Genomic DNA, 17632 nt, shown 5'->3' with positions numbered 1-17632 from the left:
AAACGCCGTCGAACCACCAACACCAGACTCCGCCAACACCTTCGTAATCGCAGCAGTCAACGTCGTCTTCCCATGGTCAATATGACCCATCGTCCCCACATTCACATGCGGCTTCGTCCGCTCAAACTTCGCCTTACCCATTGCTCAGCCCTCCTTAGGCTTCCCCGCGAACCTTCGCCACGATTTCTTGGGCGACCGATTCCGGCACGTCTTGATAGGAATGGAATTGCATCGTGTACGTTGCGCGACCCTGGGTCCTCGACCGCAGGTCGGTGGCGTATCCGAACATCTCGGCCAGCGGCACTTCGGCCTCGACGACGCGGGCGTTGCCCCGCTGACCCATATTGTCGATCTTTCCCCGGCGTGAGGAGAGATCTCCGATCACATCACCCATGTAGTCCTCGGGGGTGACAACCTCGACCGCCATGACAGGTTCGAGCAGTTTGACGCCCGCCCGTTTTGCGGCTTCCTGAAGTGCCATGGATCCCGCAATGCGGAATGCCATTTCACTCGAGTCGACATCATGTGACGATCCATCAACCAGATGGGCGCGCACGTCGACGAGCGGGTAGCCGGCCAGGACTCCCTGATCCATCGCTCCCTCGATGCCCGTGTCGACCGACGGGATGTACTCCCGCGGCACACGGCCACCTTTGACCTCATCCACGAACTCGTATCCGCCTCCGGGGCCGGTTGGCTCCAGGCTGATGACGACGTGGGCATACTGACCCTTGCCGCCTGATTGCTTGACGTAGCGGATCTCGACTTTTTCGATCGCCTTCTTGATCGTTTCGCGATAGGCGACCTGCGGGCGACCGACGTTGGCTTCTACCTTGAACTCGCGCACCAGGCGATCGACCAGCACCTCGAGATGCAGTTCGCCCATGCCGCCGATGATCGTCTGACCGGTCTCCTCGTCGGTACGCACGAGGAAGGTCGGATCCTCTTCGGAGAGACGGTGCAAGGCGTCCCCGAGCTTCTCCTGGTCGACCTTGGTCTTGGGTTCGATTGCCACGGAGATGACCGGAGCAGGGAATGTCATCGACTCGAGCTGAATGGGATCGCTGCTGGAGCTGAGGGTGTCTCCGGTGGTGGTGTGCTTGAGACCGATGGTTGCCACGATGTCGCCGGTGAAGATGTCTTCGATGTCCTCGCGACTGTTGGCATGCATCCGCAGGATGCGACCCAGCCGCTCCTTTTTTCCATCGGTGGTGTTGAGGATCTGATCACCCTTGGAAGCGTGACCGGAGTAGACGCGGAAATAGGTGAGCTTCCCGACGTGGGGGTCGCTCATGATCTTGAATGCCAATGCGGCGAAAGGCTCCGAATCGTCCGGATTGCGGACCAGAAGCACATCCTCGTCACCCGGTTTGAAACCGTGAACCGCCTGAAGATCAGCCGGACTGGGGAGGTATTGAACGATCGCGTCGAGAAGCGGCTGTACGCCCTTGTTCTTGAACGCCGATCCGCACAACACCGGGGTGAAGGCGAGTTTTCGAATACCGTTTCTCACCGCCGAATGAATCTCGTCTGCCGAGATGGCGGCTTCCTCCAGGTATTTCTCCATGATGCCTTCATCGCTGTCGGCGAGAACCTCGAGCATCGACGAGCGCCATTCGGTCGCCTGGTCCAGCATGTCTGCCGGGATATCGGTGGTTTCCCAATGCTTGCCGTCATCGCCCTTCCAGATGTGAGCCCGCATCTCGATCAGGTCCACCACACCGTCGAACTCGGCCTCGGCGCCGATCGGCAGCTGAAGGGCCACCGGGCGCGCCTCGAGTCGATCCTCGATCGACTGGAGCGCTGAGTAGAAATCGGCTCCCGTACGGTCCATCTTGTTGATGAAGCACATTCGGGGCACCTTGTAACGATCGGCCTGACGCCAAACCGTCTCGGATTGCGGCTCGACCCCGGCAACCGCGTCGAATACCGCGACGGCACCATCCAGAACCCGGAGGGAGCGCTCGACCTCGACGGTGAAGTCGACGTGACCGGGCGTGTCGATGATGTTGATTGTGTGGTCGTGCCACGCGCAGGTGGTTGCGGCTGAAGTGATCGTGATGCCGCGCTCTTGTTCCTGCTCCATCCAGTCCATGACGGCGGCGCCCTCGTGGACCTCGCCGAGCTTGTAGGTCTTACCGGTGTAGTAGAGAATCCGCTCGGTCAAGGTTGTCTTGCCCGCGTCGATATGCGCCATGATCCCGATATTGCGGGTACGGCTCAGAGGAATCTGACGCAAGTGCGTCAAAGCATCCTTGTTGCTCATCTCTTCTCTACTTCTCCGGTCGCTATGGACTTGTCAGAAAACCTGGGTTGTGATCGCCGCCGGCGACCACGTGCTCGCCGCTACCAGCGGTAGTGAGCGAACGCCTTGTTGGACTCGGCCATCTTGTGAATGTCTTCTTTGCGCTTCACTGCTGCGCCTGCGCGGTTGCTGGCGTCGAGGATCTCATTGGCCAGACGTTCCGTCATGGTGTTCTCTTTGCGCTTGCGGGCGTAGCCGACCAGCCAGCGGATGGCCAATGAGTTGGCTCGACGTGTGGGAACCTCAACAGGTACCTGATAGGACGAACCACCCACTCGGCGGGAACGAACTTCGAGTTGGGGCCTGAGATTGTCGATGGCCCGCTTGAGCACCGTCAGCGGATCCTGTCCGGCGCGACGCTCAACGATTTCCATCGCTCCGTAGACGATCGAGCGGGCCTTTTCCTTCTTGCCCTGGAGGAGAACCTTGTTGATCAACTGGCCGACGAGGACGCTCCGGAAAACCGGATCGGCTTCTACCTTGCGCTTTGATGCTGGTCCACGGCGTGCCATCAGGACTCCTTCTTCGCCCCGTAGCGGGAACGTGCCTGACGCCGGTCGGAGACTCCGGAGGCATCCAGCGTGCCTCGAATCACCTTGTACCGAACGCCGGGCAGGTCTTTCACACGTCCTCCGCGGACGAGAACGATTGAATGCTCCTGGAGATTGTGCCCCTCGCCCGGGATGTAGGCGGTGACTTCCATACCCGAAGAGAGGCGGACGCGCGCCACCTTGCGAAGCGCCGAGTTGGGCTTCTTGGGGGTGACGGTGTAGACACGCGTGCACACCCCGCGACGCTGCGGTGCCCCATCGAGGCCCGGCGTCTTCTCCTTCTTCGACTTCGGCTTTCTCTTCTGCCGAACCAGTTGCTGGATCGTCGGCATCGCTCTCCTCTACACGCGACAATCGACGCACGGTCGTCTTTGACCGATATCGCCGAAACCTGAGTTTTCCCTCCCGAAGCTCATTCACCGGCACAGGTCACACCGGTAGGCCCTTCAAGAGAGGGGGTAAGTGGTCGCGAGGACCACGGCGGCACAGTATATGCGCCTGCTGTACATGCGTCAAAGCCGGGACCGAAACGGTCCGGCGAAGAGACATTGTAGCGCGGAACAGGTAGGTTCCCCGACAATCACACGGCGAGTTTTCGCGGCGATCGTCTCCGCCGTCGAGCGTCCTCCGGCAAGAGTCTCGGGCATGGTGCAGCGCCGGCGTCTGATCAGACGGCCTGCTTCTCGACGCAGGAGCGAGTGCCGTCCGGGCGACCCCCGGCCGGAGCTTCGGGGCTCATCGACCACACAACCTGCCCGGGTCGGTTTGGGGGCTTCCACGGCCTGCAAATCCGCTACATACTTGGACGAGTGACTCGAAAGAAACGAGATGAGCATGCGCGTCCGGTACATCGCAATGGTGGCCCTGATCGTCGTGGTCAGCGCCTGCAGTGGAGTGGTCGACATCGGGCCGGCCGCGACTGTGTCCGACACCCTGGAATTCACCGAGTCGGTGGACCTGTTGTTCGTCAACAACCCGGCCGGCAAGGTTGATATCGAGGGATCGGACACAAACGGGATCACCGTCGAGAGAACCATCCGCTACACAAACGATCAACCAGAAACCACCGCCGAAGTGAGGGACGGAACTCTCACGCTGGACATCGACTGCGGTGCTCGCCGCCGCTGCGAGGTCGATTACGAAATCCGGATTCCGTCCGACGTCGCACTCGAGATCAACCTGGCATCCGCCGCCGTTTCGGCCAGCGGAATCTCGGGCGGTGTCAGGATCGCCGCTGCGTCCGGATCGGTTCGCTTGACCGACATCAACGGCGACGTCGACATCAGTTCTGCGTCCGGGTCGATCCGCCTGACCGATGTCAACGGAGACCTCGACCTCAACACCGCGTCGGGTTCGATCGATGGATCAGGCCTCGTCGCTGCTGATGTGGCGGCTCACTCCGCATCCGGAACGGTTGACCTGGCGTTCGACGCCGAGGTCACCGATCTGGTGATCGAAACCGCATCGGGCAGCGTGGCCGTCAGCGTTCCCGGCGGACCCTATCGGGTCGAGACCGGCACCAGCTCAGGCGATGTCGACGTCAGCATCGCCACCGATCCGGGGGAAGACCAGACAATTGAAATCAACACAGCGTCCGGCGACATCACGATAGGTGGAGCCTGAGCGCCGTCCGGCCTCGAAGATCCCAGCAGGGCTTCCAGTGGCGAGCGAATTGCCGGGAATGGCAGTTGACCATCAGCAGCCAACGATGAAGGGGCCCATCGGGCCCCTTCATCGTTGATCTTCCGGCTCCGCTCTATTCGACCGGTTCGGGGACCTCTTCATCGTCCTTGCTCTCACCGATCGAAGCGAGCCATTCGGCAGGGTTCAAGGGCAGATCGTCATCGGTTGCGCTCTCCGGCAGCTCCCCGAATATACCGAGGGCCGAGATCGGGTCGGCTCCAGGAAGAGACGGTTCAATGACCTGATACATACCCGAACCGGTTCCGGCCGGGATGAGCTTGCCGATGATCACGTTTTCCTTGAGACCGCGCATGAAGTCCGACTTCCCCATCAGCGAGGCTTCGGTAAGAACGCGCGTCGTCTCTTGGAACGACGCCGCCGACAACCAGGAATCGGTCGCCAATGATGCCTTGGTGATACCCATCAACTCCGGGCGACCCTCAGCAGGCGTCTGGTTTGCCTCCACCAGCTCACGATTGGCCTGACGGAATCGTTTGTCATCCACCAGTTCGGCCGGCAGGAAACCAGAATCCTGCGGGTTCACGACTCGTACCCTGCGAAGCATCTGACGAACAATCATCTCGATGTGCTTGTCGTGTATGTCAACGCCCTGCGACCGGTACACCTCCTGCACCTGATCAACGAGGTATTGCTGAGCTGCGCGAACGCCGCGGATCTCCAGAACTTCCTTGGGGTCCAGCGGGCCTTCGGTCAGTGCGGTGCCGGGGTCTACGACGTCGCCGTCGGCGACACGGACGCGAGCCCGACGAGTGATCGGATACTCGGCGTCGCCGTCCTTGGTCGAAACCACCAGGCGGCGACCTTCAGCATCCTCGACAAGCTTGACGGGACCGCCGACCTCGGAGAGGACCGCCTTGCCCTTCGGAGTACGAGCTTCGAACAACTCGACCACGCGGGGAAGACCGTGAGTGATGTCCTCACCGGCGACCCCGCCGGTGTGGAAGGTACGCATGGTCAGCTGGGTCCCCGGTTCACCAATCGACTGGGCGGCCATGATGCCGACCGCCTCGCCCAGCTCGACCTCTCGGCCGGTGGCCAGGGACATGCCGTAGCAACGCCGGCAGACGCCGTGCTGTGAATCGCAGGTCAGAACCGAGCGAACTCGAACGGAGTCGACGTGTTCTGCTGCTCCCTCGAGAGCGAGCAACTGAAGACGCCCGAGAGCCGATCCGGCCTTCATGGTGTCGCCGCTCGGGTCGCGCAGGAGCTTGCCGTCGATCTTGATGTCGTCGGCGAGATAACGCCCGAACAAGCGGGAACGCATGTTGCGAATCGGTTCCCAAACCATTTCGCCACCACGCCGCACCTGATGGCGGATCTGCAGCTTGATACCGCGATCGGTCTCGCAATCGTCCTCGCGAATGATGACTTCCTGACTCACATCGACCAGGCGCCGGGTCAGGTAGCCGGAGTCTGCGGTACGCAGAGCCGTGTCGGCGAGGCCTTTCCGAGCACCGTGGGTCGAGATGAAGTACTCGAGCACCGACAGCCCCTCGCGGAAGTTCGAGATGATCGGCCTGGGAATGATGTCACCCTTCGGGTTGGCCACCAGCCCGCGCATGCCGGCAATCTGCCTCACCTGCATGATGTTTCCACGTGCTCCCGAGCGGACCATCATGTCGATTGGATTGAACGGCTCGGCTTTGAGGGTTGCCTCCATGGCATCTTTCACCTCGTCCGTCGCCTCGGTCCAGATCTCGATGAGCTCCTGACGTCGCTCGTCGTCGGTGATCACACCCTTCTGATATAGGTCCAACACCTTGTCCGCACGCTTCTCATACGCCGACAGGATCTCTACCTTGTTGGGCGGTGTCTTCACATCTTCGAGTCCGATGGTCAGGCCGGCGCGGGTGGCGTAATGGAAGCCGAGTTCCTTGATGCCGTCGAGCACGACCTGGACCTCGGTCTTGCCGTACCGTTCGATGATTTCCTCGACAACACGACGAACGTCCGACTTGTACATGACGGCCTCTATGTACGGGAAGTCGGCCGGGAAGACGGTGTTCAGGATCGCCCTTCCCAGAGTGGTTTCCACCAACTTGTCGGCGGGAAGCGGCTCGGGTGTTATCAGACCTTCGAGAGTCCCGATGTAATCGCCGTGAATCTCGGGATTGCCGACGAGGTCGGGCCCCAGGAGGACCCTGACCGGAGCATGGAGAGACAGTTCGCCGTTCTCATATGCCATCCGGGCCTCTTCCAAAGATGAGAATGCCCGACCTGCCCCTAGTTCGTCTTCGACTTTCTCCGACAGGTAGTACACGCCGATGACCATGTCCTGGGACGGTGTGACGATGGGGCGTCCGGAAGCGGGAGACAGCACGTTGTTGGTGCTGAGCATCAGGATCCGAGCCTCTGCCTGTGCTTCTGCGGACAACGGCAGGTGGACCGCCATCTGGTCACCGTCGAAGTCGGCGTTGAACGCCTCGCATACGAGCGGGTGGATCTGGATGGCCTTGCCTTCGACGAGCACCGGCTCAAACGCTTGGATTCCCAGGCGGTGAAGCGTCGGTGCACGGTTGAGAAGGACCGGATGCTCCTGGATGACCTCGGCGAGCACGTCCCAAACCTGCGGGCGGCGACGCTCGACCATCTTCTTGGCGGACTTGATGTTCTGGGCGACCTCGAGGTCGACCAGGCGCTTCATGACGAACGGCTTGAACAGTTCGAGCGCCATGATCTTCGGCAAGCCGCACTGGTGCAGCTTCAGCTGCGGACCCACCACGATGACCGAGCGGCCCGAATAGTCCACGCGCTTTCCGAGCAGGTTCTGGCGGAAGCGGCCTTGCTTTCCCTTGAGCATGTCCGAAAGCGATTTCAAAGCGCGATTGCCGGGTCCGGTCACCGCGCGGCCGCGCCGGCCGTTGTCGAACAATGCGTCGACGGCCTCCTGCAGCATTCGCTTCTCGTTGTTCACGATGATCTCAGGGGCACCAAGGTCGAGCAGGCGCTTGAGACGGTTGTTGCGGTTGATGACCCTGCGATATAGATCATTCAGGTCGGAGGTCGCGAAGCGGCCACCGTCGAGCTGAACCATCGGGCGCAGATCGGGCGGGATCACCGGGACGGTCTCGAGAATCATCGCCTGAGGGTCGTTCTTGGCTTCGAAGAACGGCTTGACGACCTTCAACCGCTGCGTGGCGCGCTGACGCTTCTGCGCCGAGTTCGAGTTGAGCATCTCGTCGAGGAACTCCATCTCGGCATCCAGGTCGATACGAGCCAGATAGTCCTTGACCGCCTCAGCTCCCATCCCGCCTTCATAAAACTCGGAGTAGCGATCGACCATCTCGCGCCAGAGCTGCTCCGACTCGATGAGCTGCTTCGGAGCAAGGGTGCGGAAGCGATCGAAGGCCTCTTCAATCAGCTCGACCTCATGTTCTGCACGCTCTTCGCGGTCGCGGATCTCGCGTTCGACCTCGCGCCGGCGGGCGGAGATCTCCTGCGACTTGGCGCCACCCTCTTCCATTCCCGAGAGCTCCTGTTCGAGACGCTCGAGCCGGGCCTCTTTCCATTCGGAGAACTCGTCGCGGACGATCTGCACCTCGGCCCGCATCGTGTCTTCGAGTTCAGGGAGTTCGGTTTGGCGCCGCTCTTCGTCGACGTGGGTGATCAAGTAGGCCGCGAAGTAGATGACCTTCTCGAGCTCCTTGGGCGACATGTCCATCAAGTAACCGAGCCGGCTCGGCACACCCTTGAAGAACCAGATGTGGGTTACCGGGGCGGCAAGTTCGATGTGGCCCATGCGGTCACGGCGCACCTTGGAACGGGTGACCTCGACGCCGCAGCGCTCACAGATGATCCCCTTGTAGCGGATCCGCTTGTACTTGCCGCAATAACACTCCCAGTCCTTCTGCGGTCCGAAGATCCGCTCGTCGAAAAGGCCGTCCTTCTCGGGCTTGAGTGTGCGGTAGTTGATGGTCTCGGGTTTCTTCACCTCACCGTAAGACCAAGAACGAATCTGGTCGGTGGTAGCAAGGCTGATCTTCAGTTCATCGAACGGCTGTCGCAAGACGCGCTCCTTCGCTCACAAGTCGGAGGCTTAAACTTCGACGTCGACTTCGCGACGTTCCGGACGGGAAAGGTCGATGCCGAGGGACTCGGCCGTGCGGAACACGTCCTCATCCAGGTCCTTCAACTCGACCTCTTCACCGGCCGACAGCATCTCGACATTCAGACAGAGGCTCTGCATCTCCTTGACCAGCACCTTGAACGATTCAGGGATGCCTGGTTCGGGAATGTTCTCGCCCTTGACGATTGCCTCGTACACCTTGACACGGCCCTGCACATCGTCCGACTTGATCGTCAGCACTTCCTGCAGGGCGTAGGCGGCGCCGTAGGCCTCGAGGGCCCACACCTCCATCTCACCGAAGCGCTGGCCACCGAACTGTGCCTTACCACCCAAAGGCTGCTGGGTGATCATCGAGTAGGGGCCGGTCGACCTCGCGTGGATCTTGTCGTCGACGAGGTGGACGAGTTTCAATATGTAGATGTAGCCGACAGTGATCTGATTGTCGTAGGGCAAGCCCGTCCGGCCGTCGAACAGGGTCGCCTTTCCGGTGCCGTCGACCAGATGATCGCCATCGCGGTTCGGGAGCGAATGCTCCAACACCTGAATGATCTCGTCTTCACGAGCTCCATCGAACACCGGTGTCGAGACCTTCGTCCAGGCTTTGGCTCCTCCGGCGGCAGGACCGTCCGAGTTCTCGATCGGCTTCCATCCCTGGGCAGCAGCCCAACCGAGGTGTGTTTCGAGTACCTGACCGAGGTTCATTCGAGATGGCACACCGAGGGGCGACAGGATTATGTCGACGGGAGTCCCATCCTCCAGGAACGGCATGTCTTCCTCAGGAAGGATCTTCGAGATGACACCCTTGTTGCCGTGGCGGCCGGCGAGCTTGTCGCCTTCCGAAATCTTCCTCATCGATGCCACATACACGCGCACGAGCTCGTTTACGCCCGGAGGAAGATCAAAACCCTCAGACCGCTTGAAGACCTTGACGTCGATGACCTTGCCGGACTCGCCGTGCGGCACCTTGAGGGATGTGTCACGCACCTCGCGCGCCTTCTCACCGAAGATGGCGCGCAACAGACGCTCCTCGGGGGTGAGTTCGGTTTCGCCCTTCGGCGTGACTTTGCCGACCAGATAGTCGCCGGGGCCAACCTCAGCGCCGACCCGGATGATGCCCTCTTCGTCGAGATCCATCAGGACCTCTTCGGCAACATTCGGTATGTCCCGGGTGATCTCCTCGGCTCCGAGTTTGGTGTCTCGAGCATCGATTTCGTGCTCCTCGATATGAATCGAGGTCAACTCGTCCTGCTTGACCAGACGCTCCGAGATGATGATGGCGTCTTCGTAGTTGTGGCCTTCCCACGGCATGAAGGCAACCAGAAGGTTTCGTCCAAGGGCGAGCTCGCCCTGTTCCGTCGAAGGACCGTCTGCGAGTACATCGCCGACCTTGACCTTGTCACCCGCCCTCGCCAGAGCTTTCTGATTCATGCACGTACCCTGATTGGAACGCTGGAACTTGCTCAGGGGGTAGGTGTGCTTGCGATTGGTGTCGTTCTCTTTGACGACGATGTAATCACCGTTGACTTCGACGACCTCCCCGGCGACCGAGGAGATGACCATGTCGCCAGAATCCTGAGCCGCCCGCTGCTCGACCCCGGTGCCGACCAACGGAGCGTCGGCCCGCAACAAAGGAACGGCCTGGCGCTGCATGTTCGAGCCCATCAGGGCCCGGTTTGCGTCGTCGTGCTCGAGGAACGGAATCAGCGCCGTGGAAACAGACACGAGCTGTTTCGGCGAGACGTCCATGTAGTCGACCTCGTCGGGAGTGACGTAGTCCACCTCGCCGCCGGCACGACGCACCAGAACGCGGTCGTTGACGAAGGCGTTGTCGCTTCCGAGCGGCGCATTTGCCTGGGCGATGACGAAGCGCTCCTCTTCAGAAGCGGTGAGGTAATCGACCTGTTCGGTTACGGTCCCGCTCTTGACGGCGCGGTACGGCGTCTCGATGAATCCGAATCGGTTCACACGTGCATACGAAGCCAGCGAACCGATCAACCCGATGTTCGGACCTTCGGGTGTTTCGATCGGGCACATGCGACCGTAGTGGGAGGGATGGACGTCACGGACTTCGAATCCGGCACGCTCCCGGCTCAGGCCACCCGGCCCGAGCGCCGACAGACGGCGCCGGTGGGTCAACCCGGCGAGCGGGTTGGGCTGGTCCATGAATTGGCTCAGCTGTGAAGTTCCGAAGAACTCCTTGATGGCCGCCACAACGGGACGGATGTTTATGAGGCTCTGGGGCGTGATCGACTCGGGATCCTGGGTCGTCATGCGCTCGCGCACGACCCGCTCGAGCCGCGTCAAACCGACACGAACCTGATTCTGGATCAGTTCACCGACCGTGCGAATGCGACGGTTTCCGAAGTGATCGATGTCGTCGGTGCGGACCAGGATCTCGGTCCCACCCGAGAGGGTGATCGTTTCATCACCGGCGTGCAGCGCGACCAGATAGCGAATGGAGTCGATGATGTCTTCATCGCTCAGCAACTGCAGGCCCTCGGCGCGGTAGTCGTCCGGCACCGGGTTTCCGAACTTCTGGTTCAGCTTGTAGCGGCCGACCCGGGTGAGGTCATAGCGCTTCGGGTTCTTGAACAGTGTTTGGATGAGTCCACGGGCGGACTCGACGGTCGTCGGCTCGCCGGGACGGAGCTTTCGGTAGAGGTCCAGCAGCGCCTCGTCCTTGTCGTGCGCGGTGTCACGCTCGAGCGTGTTGCGAATCGATTCGGCACCGTGGAAGAGCTCGAGGATCTCCTCGTCGGTCTCGGCAATGCCGAGTGCACGCAGGAAGGCGCTGATGTACTGGCGACGTTTCCGGTCAACACGCACACCGATGGTGTCGCGCTTGTCGGTGTCGAACTCCAGCCAGGCGCCGCGACCCGGGATGACTTTCCCGGTGAAGATATCGCGGTCGGAGGTCTTGTCCCGACCCATGTCGAAGTAGACGCCGGGCGAACGAACGAGTTGGCTGACCACGACACGCTCGGTGCCGTTGACGATGAAGACGCCATTCTCGGTCATCATCGGGAAGTCCCCGAGAAAGACCGACTGCTCCTTGATCTCACCTGTTTCCCGGTTCACGAACCGGGCGGTGACATGCAAAGGCTTTGAGTAGTTGGAATCCCTCTCCTTGCACTCCTCGATGGACATCAGCGGATCGCCGAAGCGGTGATCCGTGAGTTCCAATGCGAGTGAGCCGGTGAAGTCCTCAATAGGGGAGATCTCTTCAAAGATCTCGGCAAGACCTTCCTCGATGAACCAGTTGAACGATTCGTGTTGAACTGCGAGGAGATCAGGAAGCGGAAGGACTTCGGGGATTTTTGCGAACGAAAGACGTTGTGCGACGCGCGACGGCAACGGCACTCCTTAGGACCCTAGGGATGGATATCTCGAGACGACGAAGCAGCAGGATAGCATGCGCTAGCCCTGCCGACAAGGCGGAAGATTCACTCAATTGTCCGCGGCTCGCAGCCGCGGTCCCTTCGGTGGAAGTGTATCCAATTGAGCAGGGACGGGTCAAGGGTATTCGGGGTGGCGAGAAGCAGAGGGCGGGTGCGGGGAAGGCCGCCCCTGAGGGCGGCCTTCCTTCACTTGAACCTAGGATTCAGAACCCAGAACAGACGAACTCTGTTTCGCCTCTACCTTAGCTCCACGGAGGCGCCGGCGCCTTCGAGTAGATCCTTGGCCTTCTCGGCTGCTTCCTTGTCGATCGCCTCCAGAACTGCTTTCGGGGCGTTGTCGACCAGTTCCTTGGCCTCTTTGAGTCCCAGGCTCGTGAGAGCACGGACCTCTTTGATGACCTGGATCTTCTTGTCGCCTGCCGCGATGAGGAAGACGTCAAACTCGTCCTTCTCCTCTTCGGCGGCGGCGGCCGCCACAGGAGCGGCAGCCATTGCCATGGGCGCAGCGGCCGTTACGTCGAACCTCTCCTCGAAGGCATCGAGGAACTCTTTGAGCTCGAGGACGGTCATCTCCTCAAAGACGCCCAAGAGGTCTTCTGTAGTCATCTTTGCCATCGTTTACTCCTCCTCGGCCGTATCGGCCGTGTCATCACTATCGGAGTCGGAAGATGCAGAGTCCTCAGACTCGGCTTCTTCCTCAGAACCTTCCTCGGCTTCGGCATCATCAGCCGCCGCCTCGGGAGTTTCGTCTTCTTCAACCTCTTCGACCTCAGTCGAAGAGGCGTCCGCCGCCGCCTCCGAAGGCTCGGCAACAGCATCGTCGGTTGGCTCATCAGCCTCGACTTCGGCTGCCTCTTCAACGGGTTCGGGGGCATTGTCTTCGGTTACTACGGGGGTTGCATCCGCAGCCTCTTCGGCTGCATCCGGCTCGGCCGCGGCAGGTGCCTCGACCTCGTCGGCGGACACAAACTCGCCCGACTCTTTCTTCTCCAACAGTTGAGAAAACATCGAAGCGGAATCGCGCATGAACGAACCGAGCATGCCTGCCATCTTGGCGAGCGGTGCTTTGGCTGCTCCTGCGATCTTGCCGAGCAACACGTCGCGCGGCTCGATATCTGCGAGCTTGCTGACCTGCTCCGGCGCCAGCAACTTGCCGGACATCAGCGCGACTTTGAGCACCAGGCGCTCGTGGTCCTTGGCGAAGTCCTTCAGTGCTTTGGCAACCGGAACCGGATCGGTGATCGCAAACGCAATGGCCGTCGGTCCGATCATCGACTCGGTGAAATCATCGAGTCCCAGTTCTTCGGCGGCGCGGCGAGCCAGCGACATCTTCACGACCTTGTACTCGGCGCCGGCTGCCCGCAGACTACGACGCAGCTCTTGCTGCTCGTTCACGGACAAGCCCCGATACTCGGTCAAGAAGGTCGCCTCAGCGTTTTCGAGACGCTCCTTGATTTCCTCAACTGCTTGGACCTTCTCAGGTCTCGGCATGTGTACTCCTCCTCACATGAAACAAGGTCCCTCGGTCATGGGAGACAAGGGACCTCTTGTTGGAGGGGGGCCTACGCAGGCGGGCGAACCCTTTCAGCCTTCCGGCACCGGCGGTCTCTGGACCGAGGTATGGAGTTGTTGGACGCGACTCTATGACGTGGTTCGCAGAACGGCAAGTTCGCAGAGTCGTCGCGAGTTGCTAGTCGCGAGTGCACACCGGCCACTCGCCACCCGCTACCCGCGACAAGGCCGCGCGAGTCTCCCCACTCTCCGCGGTACCCCTGGACTAGATCTCCTTTGTGCGCGATAGTGCGATCACGGAGAGATACCCAAAGGGGGTTTCGTAACGACGGGTGGGTTGACCTGACCGCCCTCATCCGCAACTGAGATCGGCCCGGGTGAAACCCGGCGACGCGTGCAGCCCCTACCCTGCCACCGTCGCAAGGAGGGTGACCCACGGCGGCGACATACTTGACGGCCGTCGGCCCGGCCCGCGCCGACCGAGCAGCATCGGCGCTCTCAGCGGAACCCCCTCTCTCTCCGTAATCTCGTCGCGAGTCGCGAGTTCTCGCAGTTACGTCGCGAGTCGCGAGTTCCTCGTCGCGAGTAAGAGAAAGCATCGCGGGTTCCTCGTCGCGAGTAGGAAAAGCATCGCGGGTTCCTCGTCGTGAGAAAGAAAAAGAGAGGGCGGCCCGAGGCCGCCCTCTACTGAACTCGCGACTCGCGACTACCAGCTACCTGCTGGCAGCGATCAGATCATCCATGGTGGCCGGGTCGATCTTCACGCCTGGACCCATCGTTGATGAGACGGAGATATGACGGAAGTAACGGCCCTTGGCGGAAGCAGGCCGGACCCTGTGCAGTTCGCCGGCCAGGGCTCCGAGGTTGGTGAGAAGCGCGTCGGTTTCGAATGATGCTTTGCCGACCGGCACGTGGACGTTTCCGAAGCGGTCGTTCCGATACTCGATACGGCCGGCTTTGAACTCCTGAACGGCTTTGGCGACATCGACTGTCACCGTGCCTGCTTTGGGATTCGGCATCAGGCCGCGCGGGCCCAAGACCCGCCCGAGCTTCCCGACTTCGGCCATCATGTCCGGAGTGGCGATCGCGAGATCGAAATCGAGGTCGCGTCCTTCGGCGATCTCGGCGGCGAGCTCCATGCCACCCACGACGTCAGCGCCTGCGGCTTCGGCTTCGCGCGCTTTGTCTGCCTGGGCGAAGACTGCGATGCGAATGGTCTGACCGGTTCCGTGCGGAAGGCTCACCGTTCCACGTACCAGCTGGTCTGCCTGCCGGGGATCGATTCCGAGCTTGAACGCCACATCGACGGTCTCATCGAACTTGGCGTTGGCCATCGACCGGACGAGGTCGATCGCTTCCTGCGGGTTGTACGAGGTCTGTTTGTCGAACTGCTTCGCGGATTCCTGATACCGCTTGCCGTGCTTGGGCATTCTCTCTCTCCTGTGGTTCCAGCGGCCCCGCCTGTTGCGAGACCTCCCATTCCTATATATCCGCTCCTGTGCTCTCCCCCTTACGGGAGAGGGTGCCGGCAATGCCGGCGCGGGTGCCTCCGCGGCGCCCCGTCATTTCCGACCCCCGGAACCCGACGCAGGCGGGCTCCAGAAGGTCGAGGGATCTAGCCCTCGACCAAGAGACCCATGGAACGGGCCGTGCCTTCGACGATCTTCATCGCCGCGTCGATGTCGTTGGCGTTGAGGTCGACCATCTTGGTCTCCGCGATCTCGCGAACCTGGGCCCGCGTGACCGATCCAACCTTTTGCATATGGGGCTCCGGAGAACCCTTCTCGATACGCGCTGCTTGCCGGAGCAAGACGGCGGCCGGAGGCGTCTTCGTCACGAACGAGAACGACCGATCCTCGAAGATCGAGATCTCGACGGGAACGATCGTCCCGATCTGCGCCGATGTGGCATCGTTGTATGCCTTGACGAAGTCCATGATGTTGACGCCGTACTGGCCGAGTGCAGGGCCCACGGGAGGAGCAGGGCTTGCCTGTCCCGCCGGGATCTGCAGCTTCAGTACCGTCACTAATCTTTTTCTGCCCACGTTGATTCCTAAAGTTGTCGTGTCTGGTTCCAGGTGCCACGTTCCGGGACTCGAAAGCCCGGGTTCCTGCCACCTAATTCTTGATGATGTCCTCGAAGTTCAGCTCGACCGGAGTGTCACGACCGAAGATATTGACCAACACCACGACCTTCGACTGATCGAGGTTGATGTCTTCGATGACACCGTTGAAGTCGGCGAAGGGTCCGGTTTGCACTCGAACGCTGTCGCCGATCTCCCAGGAAGGCTTGTAGCGAGGCGCCTTCTTGTCTTCCTCTTCCTTGACGCCGAGGAAGCGCTCGACTTCACGACGGGCAAGGGGAACCGGCTTGTTGGCCGATCCCACGAAGCCGGTCACCCCCGGCGTATTGCGCACCGCGTACCAGGAGTCGTCGTCGAGGTGCATGCGAACGAGGATGTAGCCGGGGAACATCTTCCGCGGAACGGTGACCTTCTTGCCGTTCTTGATCTCGACCACGTCTTCCATCGGAATGACAACCTCGTAGATGAGGTCCTCCATGTGCATCGACTTGGAGCGGGTCTCGAGATTCAGCTTCACCTTGTTCTCATAGCCGGAGTACGAGTGAATGACGTACCAGTCGCCCGGCAGGTCGAACGGACTCAGCGGCACCTCTTTGACGACGACCTTGTCTGCAGGTTGCGCGTCCTCGGCTGCGACCGCTTCCGCTGCTTCTGCATCTCCGGCGGCCGAGTCGTCGGCCGGTGTCGCTTGCTCGGTAGCCACGACCGGGTCCTCGACTTCTGCTGCCACTTCGGCAGCCGTGTCGATCGAAGCCTCTTCCGGGGTTTGAGCAATCGTCATCGTCAGGTTCCGCGCTTGAGGAGCCAGAGGATCGCTTCGCCGAATCCGAAGTCGAGTCCGAAGATATAGAGGGTGACGGCGGTGGTCGTTATCAAGGTAACGGTCGTGAACGCAACCATCTGGGTACGGCTCGGCCACGACACGCGCTTCAGCTCGATTCTGACTTCGCCGAGGAACGTCCATAGACGTTTCCACAGCGGTACTCGTTCACCGGACGCCTGCCGGGCGCGGCGTTTTTGTGGGGCGCGGCCCCGCTTCTTCGCTCGTCGCTCCTCGGCTTCCTGGAGCCGGCGCATCTCTCGATTCATAGTCTTCTTGTTCCTCAGATTTCTAGCAGGGGTGGAGGGACTCGAACCCCCAACCTCCGGTTTTGGAGACCGGCGCTCTAACCAACTTCGAGCTACACCCCTATTGGGGGGTTCGGACGGTGGCGCAAGTATACGGAGCGTCTGACTCCAGTGTAAAGCCGGGCGTGTGACAACGTTCAGAATGCGGGCAAATCGATAAGACTTCTAGCAAGGTGCAGCGACATGCCATGCACACATCCCGGTAGAGTAACGGCAACTGGCACCGGGCTTGGACCCGAATCAGAATCGAGGTCGGGAGGCGGGATGCGCGACTCGACGAAAACGATGACCACGACGCTCGCGGCGGTATTCGTGGGAAGCGCCCTAGCCGTCGCCGCTCTCACGCTGCCGGAGGGACCGCCCGCCGCAGCAGTCACCAGTCCTGCAGGCGGATTTCGGACGGTCCTCGCCGTGCAACTGCCCGATGAGGAGGTGGTTTTCGCCCAGCAATGCTCGCCGTGCCACGGACTTGAAGGCGAGGGTGGAATCGGACCATCGCTGATCGCCTCAACAATGTCGGCTGTCGATAGACTTCAGCTTATTCGTGAGGGTCGCGGCGCCATGCCGGCCTTCCAGAACACTCTCGACGAAGCCACAACTCTGGCGCTTTCGAGCCTCACCGGTCGCCTTGCCGCTACCACGACCTACGCGCAACAGTGTGCCCCGTGTCACGGTGCCAGCGGGGAGGGTGGTATCGGTCCGGCCCTCGTCGCTGAGGAGGGGTCTTTTGATGGCATCCGCCTGGTTATTTCGGAAGGCGAAGGAGCGATGCCGGCTTTCGGGCCAACACTCACCGACGACCAAATCGACGGTGTGACGTACTTCGTGGAGAATCTGGCTCTGCTCCAAACCGGGTCGGAAATGTACGCCGCGTTCTGCGCGACA

Annotated in this window: 14 protein-coding genes and 1 tRNA gene; 2 read left to right on the top strand and 13 right to left on the bottom strand. The window is 61.1% G+C overall.

What is annotated here, in order from left to right; all coding sequences use genetic code 11:
- From VLT15_01090 to rpsL, 4 genes are all read right to left on the bottom strand, one after another.
- Positions 1-141, bottom strand: a 141-nt coding sequence (locus VLT15_01090; protein ID HSR43808.1) for a GTP-binding protein, incomplete at its 3' end; no start/stop codon positions are given.
- A gap of 13 nt (positions 142-154) precedes the next feature.
- Positions 155-2266 (bottom strand): elongation factor G, encoded by a 2112-nt coding sequence (fusA, locus tag VLT15_01085; GenBank protein ID HSR43807.1) that lies wholly within the window; start codon positions 2264-2266, stop codon positions 155-157.
- Between the two features lie 80 nt (positions 2267-2346).
- On the bottom strand, positions 2347-2817 hold the full coding sequence (rpsG, locus tag VLT15_01080) for a 30S ribosomal protein S7 (GenBank protein HSR43806.1): 471 nt from the start codon (positions 2815-2817) through the stop codon (positions 2347-2349).
- Positions 2817-3188 (bottom strand): 30S ribosomal protein S12, encoded by a 372-nt coding sequence (gene rpsL, locus VLT15_01075; GenBank protein HSR43805.1) that lies wholly within the window; start codon positions 3186-3188, stop codon positions 2817-2819. The genes rpsG and rpsL overlap by 1 nt, the downstream gene beginning before the upstream one ends.
- A gap of 496 nt (positions 3189-3684) precedes the next feature.
- Between rpsL and VLT15_01070 the strand changes: the two genes are divergently transcribed.
- Positions 3685-4479 (top strand): DUF4097 family beta strand repeat-containing protein, encoded by a 795-nt coding sequence (locus VLT15_01070; protein HSR43804.1) that lies wholly within the window; start codon positions 3685-3687, stop codon positions 4477-4479.
- Positions 4480-4612: 133 nt separating this feature from the next.
- On the opposite strand, the gene VLT15_01065 is transcribed toward VLT15_01070, so the two are convergent.
- The 9 genes from VLT15_01065 to VLT15_01025 form a co-directional block, all read right to left on the bottom strand.
- Positions 4613-8566: a DNA-directed RNA polymerase subunit beta' gene (locus VLT15_01065; protein HSR43803.1), complete on the bottom strand. Its 3954-nt coding sequence runs from the start codon at positions 8564-8566 to the stop codon at positions 4613-4615.
- 30 nt (positions 8567-8596) lie between these two features.
- The gene (rpoB, locus tag VLT15_01060) at positions 8597-11986 is read right to left on the bottom strand and encodes a DNA-directed RNA polymerase subunit beta (GenBank protein HSR43802.1); all 3390 of its coding nucleotides are present in this window, start codon (positions 11984-11986) and stop codon (positions 8597-8599) included.
- Positions 11987-12261: 275 nt separating this feature from the next.
- Entirely contained in the window at positions 12262-12639 is a 378-nt protein-coding gene (rplL, locus tag VLT15_01055; GenBank protein HSR43801.1) for a 50S ribosomal protein L7/L12, read from the bottom strand.
- A gap of 3 nt (positions 12640-12642) precedes the next feature.
- Positions 12643-13515, bottom strand: a complete 873-nt coding sequence (gene rplJ, locus VLT15_01050) for a 50S ribosomal protein L10 (protein ID HSR43800.1) — start codon at positions 13513-13515, stop codon at positions 12643-12645.
- A gap of 734 nt (positions 13516-14249) precedes the next feature.
- Positions 14250-14966 carry a 50S ribosomal protein L1 gene (gene rplA / locus VLT15_01045; protein ID HSR43799.1) on the bottom strand — a complete coding sequence of 239 codons (717 nt, stop codon included), beginning with the start codon at positions 14964-14966 and terminating at the stop codon, positions 14250-14252.
- Positions 14967-15151: 185 nt separating this feature from the next.
- Positions 15152-15586 (bottom strand): 50S ribosomal protein L11, encoded by a 435-nt coding sequence (rplK, locus tag VLT15_01040; protein HSR43798.1) that lies wholly within the window; start codon positions 15584-15586, stop codon positions 15152-15154.
- A 67-nt stretch (positions 15587-15653) separates the two neighbouring features.
- Entirely contained in the window at positions 15654-16400 is a 747-nt protein-coding gene (nusG, locus tag VLT15_01035) for a transcription termination/antitermination protein NusG (GenBank protein HSR43797.1), read from the bottom strand.
- A gap of 2 nt (positions 16401-16402) precedes the next feature.
- Entirely contained in the window at positions 16403-16708 is a 306-nt protein-coding gene (gene secE / locus VLT15_01030; protein HSR43796.1) for a preprotein translocase subunit SecE, read from the bottom strand.
- A gap of 26 nt (positions 16709-16734) precedes the next feature.
- Positions 16735-16810: transfer RNA gene (locus VLT15_01025), tRNA-Trp, on the bottom strand.
- A 201-nt stretch (positions 16811-17011) separates the two neighbouring features.
- Between VLT15_01025 and VLT15_01020 the strand changes: the two genes are divergently transcribed.
- Positions 17012-17632, top strand: a 621-nt coding sequence (locus VLT15_01020; protein HSR43795.1) for a c-type cytochrome, incomplete at its 3' end; no start/stop codon positions are given.

The sequence above is a fragment of the Acidimicrobiia bacterium genome (assembly GCA_035471805.1).
In the GTDB taxonomy this organism is placed as follows: domain Bacteria; phylum Actinomycetota; class Acidimicrobiia; order Spongiisociales; family JAHEDJ01; genus JAHEDJ01.
Note: the sequence above shows the minus strand (reverse complement) of the source record. Positions and strands in the feature narration are given on the sequence as shown.

Coding starts and splice junctions, on each gene's coding strand:
- fusA (HSR43807.1), bottom strand. CDS start 2,266: ATGAGCAACAAGGATGCTTTGACGCACTTGCGTCAGATTCCTCTGAGC.
- rpsG (HSR43806.1), bottom strand. CDS start 2,817: ATGGCACGCCGTGGACCAGCATCAAAGCGCAAGGTAGAAGCCGATCCG.
- rpsL (HSR43805.1), bottom strand. CDS start 3,188: ATGCCGACGATCCAGCAACTGGTTCGGCAGAAGAGAAAGCCGAAGTCG.
- VLT15_01070 (HSR43804.1), top strand. CDS start 3,685: ATGAGCATGCGCGTCCGGTACATCGCAATGGTGGCCCTGATCGTCGTG.
- rplL (HSR43801.1), bottom strand. CDS start 12,639: ATGGCAAAGATGACTACAGAAGACCTCTTGGGCGTCTTTGAGGAGATG.
- rplJ (HSR43800.1), bottom strand. CDS start 13,515: ATGCCGAGACCTGAGAAGGTCCAAGCAGTTGAGGAAATCAAGGAGCGT.
- rplA (HSR43799.1), bottom strand. CDS start 14,966: ATGCCCAAGCACGGCAAGCGGTATCAGGAATCCGCGAAGCAGTTCGAC.
- nusG (HSR43797.1), bottom strand. CDS start 16,400: ATGACGATTGCTCAAACCCCGGAAGAGGCTTCGATCGACACGGCTGCC.
- secE (HSR43796.1), bottom strand. CDS start 16,708: ATGAATCGAGAGATGCGCCGGCTCCAGGAAGCCGAGGAGCGACGAGCG.